Source organism: Schleiferilactobacillus harbinensis DSM 16991, from assembly GCF_000425885.1.
In the GTDB taxonomy this organism is placed as follows: domain Bacteria; phylum Bacillota; class Bacilli; order Lactobacillales; family Lactobacillaceae; genus Schleiferilactobacillus; species Schleiferilactobacillus harbinensis.
Genome location: NZ_AUEH01000039.1, coordinates 18215 through 29363, shown reverse-complemented (window position 1 = coordinate 29363; position 11149 = coordinate 18215). Strand labels below are relative to the sequence as shown.

8 protein-coding genes are annotated in these 11149 nt (G+C 47.0%); all 8 read right to left on the bottom strand.

Features of this window, described 5'->3' with window-relative positions; translation table 11 throughout:
* Nucleotides 1–43 precede the first annotated feature (43 nt).
* Nucleotides 44–238, bottom strand: coding sequence for a hypothetical protein (locus H627_RS0111605; RefSeq protein WP_027827606.1), 195 nt, complete (start codon nt 236–238; stop codon nt 44–46).
* A gap of 266 nt (nt 239–504) precedes the next feature.
* Entirely contained in the window at nt 505–1254 is a 750-nt protein-coding gene (locus tag H627_RS0111600; protein WP_027829093.1) for an alpha/beta hydrolase, read from the bottom strand.
* Nucleotides 1235–3661: a beta-galactosidase gene (locus tag H627_RS18110; protein ID WP_051225390.1), complete on the bottom strand. Its 2427-nt coding sequence runs from the start codon at nt 3659–3661 to the stop codon at nt 1235–1237. The genes H627_RS0111600 and H627_RS18110 overlap by 20 nt, the downstream gene beginning before the upstream one ends.
* Nucleotides 3633–4640 (bottom strand): LacI family DNA-binding transcriptional regulator, encoded by a 1008-nt coding sequence (locus H627_RS0111590; protein ID WP_027829092.1) that lies wholly within the window; start codon nt 4638–4640, stop codon nt 3633–3635. The genes H627_RS18110 and H627_RS0111590 overlap by 29 nt, the downstream gene beginning before the upstream one ends.
* 33 nt (nt 4641–4673) lie before the next feature.
* Nucleotides 4674–5507, bottom strand: coding sequence for a carbohydrate ABC transporter permease (locus tag H627_RS0111585; protein WP_051225389.1), 834 nt, complete (start codon nt 5505–5507; stop codon nt 4674–4676).
* Nucleotides 5508–5519: 12 nt separating this feature from the next.
* Complete coding sequence (locus H627_RS0111580) at nt 5520–6410, bottom strand: carbohydrate ABC transporter permease (protein WP_027829090.1); 891 nt, start codon at nt 6408–6410, stop codon at nt 5520–5522.
* Between the two features lie 184 nt (nt 6411–6594).
* Nucleotides 6595–7842 (bottom strand): sugar ABC transporter substrate-binding protein, encoded by a 1248-nt coding sequence (locus H627_RS0111575; RefSeq protein ID WP_027829089.1) that lies wholly within the window; start codon nt 7840–7842, stop codon nt 6595–6597.
* A 163-nt stretch (nt 7843–8005) separates the two neighbouring features.
* Entirely contained in the window at nt 8006–11137 is a 3132-nt protein-coding gene (locus H627_RS18105) for a GH36-type glycosyl hydrolase domain-containing protein (RefSeq protein ID WP_051225388.1), read from the bottom strand.
* Nucleotides 11138–11149: the final 12 nt, after the last annotated feature.

The following is an 11149-nucleotide window of genomic DNA, read 5'->3' as shown; positions in this document are numbered from 1 at the left end:
GATTCCTTTGCGCAGGTCCGTTTTTCCGCAAATGATATAGATGTTAAGCTCTTGGATATTGGGGAACATTGCCTGTCAACTCCTGGAGCACCACGTGCAGAATTGCCCGGTCAACACCGGTGTAAAACACGACCTCGGCGTCCTTGAGCTTCACTCGTGCCGCAACCTGCGGTTTGACCAGCGGCTTCGGCGACCGGTCGGTCACCTGGATCGGCACGATATCTTTGATTTGAACCATGAAAGGCCTCCTTGTTTACTTGATAAACCAAGTTTACAAGGAGGCCTGCACCGGGTCACGATACCTATGTCAACGACCGCTTACCCCTGTTTTGAGTCCATACGGGTCAGACTTTCTTGCAAAAAAAGCTTGGCGCCATCCGCCAAGCTTCCCGTACTGCCTATAACCCGTTCGTCACCGTATTGATCTGCCACTGCGATCTGTCAAATGATCTAGGTGAAACATCTGTATAAAATCACGAATGCTCGTTTAAAATTCAACTGATATTACTGTTTTGTTTTCCTCGCCACTAATGGTAAAACTTCCTGAATGGCTGTATCCCAAACTCGCCATTCATGGGCTCCTGCAACGAGCTCCAAGGAATTCTCGAACCCAGACTGTTGTGCTATCGTATGAAATCTTTCGTTCATTCTCAAGAAAGGATCTTCAGTCCCGCAAAGTTGCCATAAAAATGGCTTTTTCTGATCGTCCGGCCACCGTTGTACCACAGAAACCATATCATTCGTGCTGCCCGCTAATTCAGTTTTCTTGCCAAAAAGTGCAGTGTACCAAGACGTTCGTTCAGGATGCTCGCGCCACTGTTCAACGATATCTGGTACACCCGATAGTGAGAAGGCCCCGGCGAATATCTCTGGATGGAGCAAGGCACATTTTAATGCGCCATAACCGCCCATGGATAGCCCACCAACATACGTGTCATCCGGTTGCGCAGACAATGAGAACCACTGACGGCAGCGGGCCACTACTTCTTCACTAATATAGTCGAAATAGTGCATGCCGCTGACAGTATTCGTGTAGTAACTGCGATCCGCTCGCGGCATGATGACTGCCACCTGTTGATCGCGGGCATAATCCGCGATTTTGGTTTGTTCTAGCCAGGCGTTTTCATCATCACCGAGACCGTGGAGCAGCAGCAATATCGGCAAATTAGGTTGCGCGTTTTCTGGCAGCAAAACGTTTAGGCGAGAACGCATCCCAAGCTTTTCTGAGCTGAATTCAACGTGAAAAACTGCCAATGGTAAGGTCTCCTTCCTGATGTAAGGTAAATATGCCGGTATGACGCAGATGCAAGATGGTCGCTGTTGCCTGTTTTTCCACCCAGAAGTCATCACTGGCCATGACGACAACGTGCGTCGTTAATGCAATCACATCATCAGTCGACTTAATTGCAAAAGAAATTTCCTGATGGTTCAAATTGACTATTTCGGCGGTGGCATAGACCAACCGCCAATCAGCAATGGTGATGTTCATGGCCAACATTAGCCCCTGTTTGGCACCGATTGTGATGGGATGTCTGCCGAAAAGCGGCTGGCCGTGGGAATCGTGCATGCTAAAAGTGGCCGGGACATCCAGCGTATTTAACAAGTGAAGTAATGTCCCTTCATCGCTTTGAGTGATAAAGGCCAAGACAAATGGCGCTGCCGGTGTCAGTGTCAATTGCGGGGCCACTTCAAACTGATTCAGCAATAGTTGATAGAATGCCGGGTCAAAACGGCCTTCTGATCCCAGAAAAGCGACCCGGCCAGGACCAACATTGAATAGTGCCCCGACTGCCGTATTCGACTCCAATTCACGCCAGAACACAATGCTGTCTGATTTAGTTGGCTCAAATGATTGGAATTGGTGAATACGAACCTCCGGTAAACCATCAGCAAATGCGTGGTGTGTAATTGTCGGGAAGTACGTCACCGATTCCTTTTTCAATTGTAATGGCCTCAGTCCGAGCCCATTAATTAGAGTCGTATCCGGCTGACCGGTTAAATCACTCACGGGCAGCTCACCCTGTAACAGGAGTTGACCACCCTTGTGAACATACTCCAGTAACCGCTTTTGCACGATTGCCGGCATAGCTTGGCCGGTGGGGACCACCAGAACGTGGCGGTCATCATGAGTAGGTAAGTCTTTTTGCAGATCCCAGGCATCATAATTGTACTTGGCAGACAATAAGTTCATTAAAATATTGTTCCACGGTAAGATTGCCCGATTGTTTTCCTGATCGGTAACAAACCGAGCAGCTGTCTGACTGTGGGGATAATGATACTCCGTCATGTAATCATCAGGAATAAAGCCCACAGAAATTGGTGCAGTCACTGAATGCATGGGTGCCAACAAACAGTCAGTATTCTTAATGATGCTGCCCACTTGGGCCATGGCCGGCAGCGTATAGTTTGGTTTGCCCTCAGGCGATAACAGTGAACCAAAACCATGGCGATGCCCATGGATACCAATACGAGAATTCCCATCAGCGACGGGCACCGCCAACAATCGATTGAAACCGCCCGTAAACAGGTAATCATTAATTATTTTCGTGCCTTGGGCCAGTTGTAACCGCGTCTTCAAAGGCAACGCACTGGCATCAATTTGCATCGGTAAATGATCGTCGTTATTACCCGAACTAGCATTGAATTCCAATGTAGCGAGCGGCCAATCACCGTCAACGCTCTGCATAAAACGATTGAGCGTATACAAATGGGTAGCGGTGGTCATATCGAAGTTGCCAAAATAAACATCCGTACCAATGATGACATCTTTCAAAGTGAATGCGTCATAAAGCTGACTGATACCGATGGGGAATGTTTCTCCCCGTCCTTGATCAGTACCATGCACATTGATAAGCAGCGGCGTATTGACAATTCCAGCATCACGGACAGTATCCGCAAGGAAAGCCAGATAATTCTTAAAGCGATAACGCATATAATAACCCAGATCATTTTGATATTGCAGCACCCAGGCATCGTCCGGTTTTTCCATGTATTGGCGAATACGAGCAGTGGCCAAGAAATCCGCAGGATAAACTGCTGGCAACTGGTTATTATACTTGTGTTGCAGCCATACCGAAAATTCAGCAACGGTTGTATCTGTTAAGTCAGGGGCATTACTGATCCAGCTAAGCATACCCACTTCATTATCCAACTGGACACCGATGATCGGGCCGCCATGAGTCCGCAAAGCCGGCGCCAAAATTTGGCAGACGGCTTGCAGCCAATTCTGCGCCGCATATTTGAAATCTGAATTTGTATAGTCGACAGTCCCCGTGGGCACCGTCTGACCCGCCCAAGTAGTGGGAATAATAGCGGGATATTTTTTTCTCACCCAAAATGGGAGGCCCTCGTTCTTCAGTTCAGCCATATTAAATGGTCCCGGCCGGGCAATCAAATAGAGGCCATTTTGATGAACCAACTCAATGAAGTGCTTCAAATTATTCCGTTCGTCCGACTGACCGGTAAAATCAAATACACCTTCCTCCTCTTCATGGACTAGCCAGGGAATGTATGTGGACACCGTATTCATGCCGGCAGCCTTCAGTTCAGTCAACACGGATTGCCAGCGAGTTGGCGGCAAACGAAAATAGTGAACCTCACCCGCTAAAATTGTGGTCGGCCGGCCATCAATCTCAAAAGTGAGAGAGTCTGTCTTGATCATGATTAACTGTTTCCTCTCCAAGCGACCCGCGTCGGATCACCTTTGTTTCAATGTAATGATTACTTGCCTGACCATTATCTTTAATCATATCAATCAAGGTCTGGGCAGCTGTTTCGCCCCATTTATGTTTTGAGTAATCAATTGTTGTTAGTTGCGGGGTTAGATAATGACCAATAAGATCATTATCGAAGCCGATGATCTTGATGTCTTTACCCACGGTATAACCTAACTCGGGCAAAGCTTCATAAAGACCGATTGCCAGTTCATCGTTCAGCGCGAAAACACCGACATTTTTTAGGTGCGCATTGCTGATCTTTTTTGCTGCCTTGCGGCCGCCCTCAATCGTAAAGTCGCTGGGAATAACAACCACTGGTGCGTCAGTTTTATCACTTAAAGAAGCTAATGCTGTTTGCAGCCGGATTTGAGAATCATAGGAATCAGAAGGCCCGCTGATGAAAACATAATAGTCGACTTTGGCCGCAACCAATGCCCGAATGGCCTGTTCAGCCCCTTTTGCATTATCCAATAAGACCTTATGCACATTGGTGCCAGACAATTCACGGTCCATGACGACCATCTTACTGCCTTGTTTCGCGAAACTTTTAATTAGCCGATCAGGGAAGGCTTGATCCAGGATCACTGCACCGTCCACAAATTTCTGGGGAATTAGCGCCCGCGACTTGTCGCCCCCTGCACCAACAATAAGCTCATAATGATTGGCACGGAGTACCTGATCGACCCCATCAATCACATGACTGTAAAAGTCCCCGCCAAAATCTGCAACGTACATTGCAATAATGTTGGTGCTTTGTTTCTTCAGTGTGCGCCCTGCCAGATTCGGCACATAATTGAGTTCCATAGCGATGTGCTTAATCTTGGCACGAGTTTCCTCGGTGACCTTCGAACTGCCATTCAAGGCATAAGAGACTGTTGAAATCGACACACCTGCCTTTTTGGCGATATCACGAATACCAGCCACTTAAATCCCCCCCATATTGTTATTGATCAGCTACTACTTTTCTGCTTGCACATTGAATCCTTGTAAAATGTACTTCTGGAAAATAACGAAGATAATCACGATCGGTATAACCATAAAGGAGGAACCAGCCATTTGCAAACCATAATCTGATGTGTGCTGACCTTGGAGTAATTGAAGGCCCACAGAAAGCGTATAGTATTTCTGATCGTTAGCAATGATCAAGGGCCACAGGAATGCGTTCCAACCTCCGATAAAAGTGAGAATTCCTTGAACAGCCAGCACCGGTTTAGAGATAGGGATGATGATGTGCCAGAATATATACCACTCACTGGCACCATCGAGCCGTGCGGCTTCAATGATGGAGTTTGAAATATTACTCATGAACTGACGGAACAGGAAAATGGCAAAAGCCCCCACCAATCCAGGTAAGATAATACCGGCCAACGTATTGGTTAAGTGCATCTCATTCAAAATGAGATAAACCGGGATCATGGTCACTTGTCCTGGAATCATCATCGTGGCTAATACAAGAATAAATAGCGGACCGCGTCCCTTGAATTTAAACTTGGCAAAGCCATAACCTGCCATCGCGTTCAACAGCATACCCATAAAGGAAAACAACGTGATAATTAACGTGTTCTTGAGATAGACTCCAAAATTACTATCGATGAACAAACGCTTGTAGTTATCCAATGTCCAGTGGTTGGGCAGAAAATTTTGAGTCGCCTGCGAGATTTCGGCATTAGTCTTGAAAGAGGAAAGAAACATCCATAAAAAAGGCAAAATAGTGATGAAGCCCCAGAATAGCAGGATTGCGCCCACTGCGACTTTGCCGTTGCGCACGGCTGTCTTATTACCATTAATCATTAATACAGCCTCCTAAATTCCTTGCTGCTTCTTTTGCAGCTTGAATTGCACCAGTGTGGCGATAATAATTGCCGTGAACATAACGAACGACCCAGCGGCTGCGTATCCAAAGTTACTATTCTGGAACCCGTTTTGGTAAACGAACAGGGCAACAGAGTTTGTACTATTCAATGGTCCGCCTTTAGTCATAACGAAAGGTTCGTCGAAGAACTGGAACCAGCCAATCAACGTCGTAACGGTCACGAAAAAGATAGAAAATGACAGCGACGGCAAGGTGATATGCCGGGTTTGCTGCCACCAGCCAGCCCCATCAAGTTCCGCTGCTTCATAGAGTGATTCGGGAATTCCCTGTAAGGCGGCCAAGAAAATCAACATATTAAGACCAATTGCTTTCCAGACGGCCAAAATGATCAATGACATCTTGGCCGTAGCCGGATCACTGAGCCAAGGAAAGGGTCCTAGGCCGATCTTACCGAAAAGATTGTTCAGTAGACCCATACTCGGGTTGTACATGTAAGTCCATACCACTGCAACGGCCACGGTATTGGTGATTGATGGCGTGTAAAAGACCAATCGCATAAACCGGAAAAACCGATTTTGTCCAAAATTGATTAGAATTGCGACAGTCAGAGAAAGCAAGATAACCAAAGGTACTCCGATGATCACATAGTACCCGGTATTCAGAATGGACTGAAGAAAAGCGCTATCGTGGAACAGTTGTGTATAGTTTTGCAAACCGATAAATTTAATTTGTGACCAATCACCTAAACCTGTAATATCCAACCCCGTGAAACTGATGATTAAAGCGATGAAGATTGGAATTAGAGAGAATAGTGCCAGCAGGAGCAATGCTGGCAAGACAAATGTATAGGGAATCAGCTTGTCGCGTAATGTCTTAGCCATAAGAATGGCTCCTTTCATGAAAGAGGGCGCAGCGATCATCGTCGCGGAGCCCATTTAGAGGACAGATGATGCATTATTTTGAAAGAAATACCCCGAGAATACACAGTGGAATTCTCGGGGCAATACAACGCGATACATCACGTGCCGCGATTATAGTGAGTCAGTACCGCTCCCGGTGAGCAACTTATTTATTCAACAATTGCTCGGTTTGAGAATTCAATTGATCCATCGCTTTTTGAACGCTAGCCCCTTGCATGGCGACGGGTTCCCAAGCCTTCAAATAGTTTTGACCGATTTGGTCCCATTGTTTGATTAAAGGCATTGGTTCGGAATCGTTCAGTTGCTTACGGAATACTTGGATACGGGAGTCGCTCAAGGATTTATCAGTCCACGCAGACTTCAGAGTAGGCATAGAGTCGCTGTTCTTGTAGTACTGTAATTGACTGTCCTTAGTCGACAGATACTTCAACAACTTCAAAGCTGCAGACTTATTCTTGCTGTAATTGAAGACCGCCAGGTTACCACCGCCAGTGTTAGACATGTTATTGTCTTTTCCTTTTGGCAGCACAGCTACACCCCATTGATCGTCTTTCAAGCCGGCATCTTGTTTCACACTGTTCATCATCCATGGACCGGATATAAACATTGGAATTGGTGCTTTACCGCCAAAGGACTGGCCAATTGTCAATTTCAGATCTTGTTTGGGAGAGGCACCATTCTTATAAAACTTGGCCAAGTAATCCAGTGCTTCAACCATTGGCTTCTTGTTGAATTGCGGCGTCTTGCCTTTAATCAAAGTCGCACCATTTTGCCGAGCAAACATAAAACCAAAGGTTGGTTCAGAGAAATCAACGTTAAAGCCGTACATGTTCTTACCGCGCTTAGACAGCTTTGTGGCAGCATCATATAGTTGGTCCCAGGTCTTAGGTGCTTCGTTATAGCCAACCTGTTTCAATAAATCTTTCCGGTAGTATAGCACGCGTGTTTCCACATACCATGGAACGGCGTAATATTTACCATTAAACTCGGTTGTTTTGACAGATCCTTCAAAATAGTTGTTGGGGCTGATATTTTTATCGCTCTTCACTTCTTTGGAGATATCCATCAAACTTTTTGAGCTAACATAATTAGCCATCCCGGTGGTACCCATCAATATCAGATCGGGACCGGATTTAGAAGCGGCTGCCGTTAATAATTTATCGTTGTATTGAGACCACGGAATACTTTGAATCTTAACTTTGATTCCCGTCTTTTTAGTGAAGGCGTCCACCATTGGTTTCACTGCGGTATCCGCATCACCGCCGTACCAGAAAGTGATCGTCTTGTTGTTCGTGTTCGAGCCTGACGAGCTGCTGCTATTACCGCAGCCTACCAGAAGCAGGGCGGCTGCCGCAGCGGCTACAGAAATCCCCAACCATTTCGCTAACTTCATCGTTAATTCCTCCATTTTTGGAATTCGTAATCGAAACGTTTCTACGACTATGATTATACACGAATCGGAACCGGTTACAACTATTTTTTGCGATTTTTTTCAAGCTCTCAGAAAGCCTATTATGACGGCATGTGGTACTGCACCAGCCGCATTCCAGAATAGTTTATGCCGTTACGGAGACATGGTAATCCGCATCGAAAGGTAACGAAAACGACGAGTTAAACGTTTCTTTGCCAGCCAGATCAAACACACTCTTCAGCAGTGTAGCAATGTAGATTCCCGGGCCGCTGCTGTATAATCGCCATCCTCCCTTCACTGCGACAGATTGATCGCGGACATCCTCAAAGTGTTCCTGAGCAGCGTACCGATCAGGGAAGGCCGCGTCGGAGCTAGAGAAGTATACATTAGCCTGACGTAATGCCGCGTTGCTGACCCGCGATTGAATATTAATCGGGTTCACCAGTTGCAGTAATCGCCAAGCTTCTGCTTGATCACCCATTTGTGCGACAGCATCCGCATACCGAATATGGGCGTGGACATACAGTAATCCAATTTCCCGACCAAAGTTAGCTGCTTGTTCCGCCCGCTTGAAGATGTGGGAAACACCGCCGCGGTAGGTAGAAGGCTTATTCATTAAGCGGACCCCGTCAGGGAACAACAGGTGTTGCGTGATAAGCCGTAATGCATGCTTGGATTGCTGCGGATCAAGAATATGACTCAATACACCTTGCGATAATGGCAGCAGTCGATAATCAATACCCGTCAAACCGTCATTCGGGTGAATGATAGGTGTGACATGATGGTCAGCATCCATTTTAATGAACCCAGGTAATACATTGTCCTGCATGAAGTAGCGTTTGAAATCCGCCATCATCTCATCGGCCAGTGTCTGTAGGCTCTGAGCAAAATCCGGAATACTGGCAAAAGCTTGAGCCGCATGGCGCAATGTTTCAATAGTTAGTTCTTCTGTCCATGTACTGGCCATTTCTTTCTTCTGGCTAGCGTCGGCTGGTTGCAGAGTATCATCCCAATCGCCGTCACCGTAAGCAGAGACTTTGGTGTCGTACAGAAAATGGCTTGTGATGTACGCCAGTTGGCGTTTAATATGGTCCAGCAAGCTTTCGGACTTAGTGATCATTTTGTGCTCTTTAAGGGACATATATGGCAATACTTCGCTCAAAATATCGGTATCTTTGGTCGCCAGCAGATAATCAGTAACCACTTTGAGCGGCCAAACAATCACATCACCGTGGCTTTCGTCAGCAAATGATCCTGCATATTCGTCATACATGAACCACTGCGGCCAATTACCGTTTTCGCTGAACTGATGGCTGTAAAGATGAAGAATGATCTGCCGAACAACATCATAATGACCTGTCGACAAAAATAATTCAGTCGGGCCTTGGGAAACATCCCGCGTACCCCAAGCGGCGCCACCGTATTGCTCTAATCCATGGGGTGAGAGCATGTGCACCAGCGCATCGTGGGCATACCACCGTAAGACAAGATTCGTCTGTTCTGCTATATCCTGCTTAGCAGAATTTTCTGTGGTGACTTGGAAGTGCCGCAATAGCGCTTCCAGATAGTCCCGATGTTGTTCGCGGCTAGTCGTAATCGGCTCAGAGTCAGCCCTTTGAACAGTGTTCGTTTGCGTCACAATACTGAATTGACTGACCGAATCGAACACTGCCACCAATTGATGCGTTGGATCATTAGTGGTGTGAGCTAAAATAACCTCTTCCCGACCAATATTGAATGCTTGGGCATTATGCGCATACTGGATACTGTAAGCACGATCGGGATCGACTTTTGCCATAGCCGTATCGGTTTCTGGTGAAAGTGAAATTGCGTTGTCTGTGATATCCAAGAGTGGTTTCTCGCCCAAAGTAGCCGTATCCCACTGAGAAGCGACCCAGACATCGTATCGTTTATGCTTTAAGGAAGCAAAACGAAGCGTCACTTGCTGCTCTGTACTGCTCGCATCATCGCTGATTTTCAACGTGTCTCCGGCCAATTGGTAATACCAGTCACCACCATTGAAAGTCATGGCATAGGCAGATGGCATGGTGAGCAAATGATAGTGTGCATCGCCTGCTGGTCTCACATAAATACGGGTCCCCGTGACCTTGAACCAGTTCAACGCGCTGCGGGTATTGGTAATCATAATGTTCATATTGGTATTACCAAAGACCACATGGGATTCAAAAACACCCGGCATGAATTGCGTGGCTGCCAAAACAGGTTGGGTAGGCGTCATGGTGCGTTCGGCCATGATAATATTCCCTGTTAAGCGTTCCTGTTGGTTTTCTTTTTCTGGCAACACAACGTGAGTGTCGTCAGGAGTGAAGAAGGATAATACCTGTCCGGTTTGATCCCGTTCTACTTGCCGCTGTTGCGGGAACAATACGTTGAGTTGGGTCTCCGTCAAGGAAGTTCCCGTTAATGGTCGGCCCAAGGATTGGTTTGCCTCTGGCAGAGAAACAGACTGCCAGGTTGCAGCAGCAGCCGATAGCGCAGCAAAGTCTGTTTGAATTTCCGCATCCGCAATAAGCTCTTCCAGATTGCCATTGGGTTGGTTCGGTTTAAATGCCGCGTAGAAGGTCACTGCGGTGTCGCCGTCTGCGGCCGTCAAGGGGACAGTTCGTAAAGCAGTGAGAGCACATTCATACTGCAGTACCTGACTGGGCAAATCTGCTTGATTCATTGCACTAGGTTCGTCAGTACTCTTGTAGTCAGTGCCGAAGAATTGGAATCCATCGGTGGCATAGCCAGCAAGGGCAGTCAATGCCCCTTGCTGCAGGTATGGGTATTGACCTGCTTGAGGCTGATTCTGACGTGCAGCGATGGTGATATGACTATCGTTGGTGAACGGGTGCTGATCCAGATATTGGGAAACATAGGCTTCGTTACTATTCACGAATCCCGGTTCACCCAACCCCAAGTCCTGAACATAAGTTAAATCAGCCTCGACCGGCTGGGCGCTGCGAAGAGCAACGTGCCAAAACCAATTTGTACTGCCTAACAGCAGAGTTAAGTCATAATCAATGTCAGCAAAACGCCCCTGCCACCGAGCACCATTCTTAGTTAGAGACAAACGGCTAGAACTCGCCGGCCCAATCAAGGGTGTGTAACGATACTGGCCAGCCGTTTGGACACGCAGATAAATATTAGCCATACTGCCATCCAGCGCATTCCCGGCGACTTGATTGACCATAACATTGTCGGCCATGATCGTGCCGATGGCGCCGTTGTCAAGTAAATTAATCGTAATATGATCACTTTTGAGTTGGTGCATATAACTGCCTCC

What these genes read in the sequence shown, in the direction of transcription:
- H627_RS18105 (WP_051225388.1), bottom strand. Translation starts at nt 11,137, where the DNA reads ATGCACCAACTCAAAAGTGATCATATTACGATTAATTTACTTGACAAC.
- H627_RS18110 (WP_051225390.1), bottom strand. Translation starts at nt 3,661, where the DNA reads ATGATCAAGACAGACTCTCTCACTTTTGAGATTGATGGCCGGCCGACC.
- H627_RS0111575 (WP_027829089.1), bottom strand. Translation starts at nt 7,842, where the DNA reads ATGAAGTTAGCGAAATGGTTGGGGATTTCTGTAGCCGCTGCGGCAGCC.
- H627_RS0111585 (WP_051225389.1), bottom strand. Translation starts at nt 5,507, where the DNA reads ATGATTAATGGTAATAAGACAGCCGTGCGCAACGGCAAAGTCGCAGTG.
- H627_RS0111580 (WP_027829090.1), bottom strand. Translation starts at nt 6,410, where the DNA reads ATGGCTAAGACATTACGCGACAAGCTGATTCCCTATACATTTGTCTTG.
- H627_RS0111605 (WP_027827606.1), bottom strand. Translation starts at nt 238, where the DNA reads ATGGTTCAAATCAAAGATATCGTGCCGATCCAGGTGACCGACCGGTCG.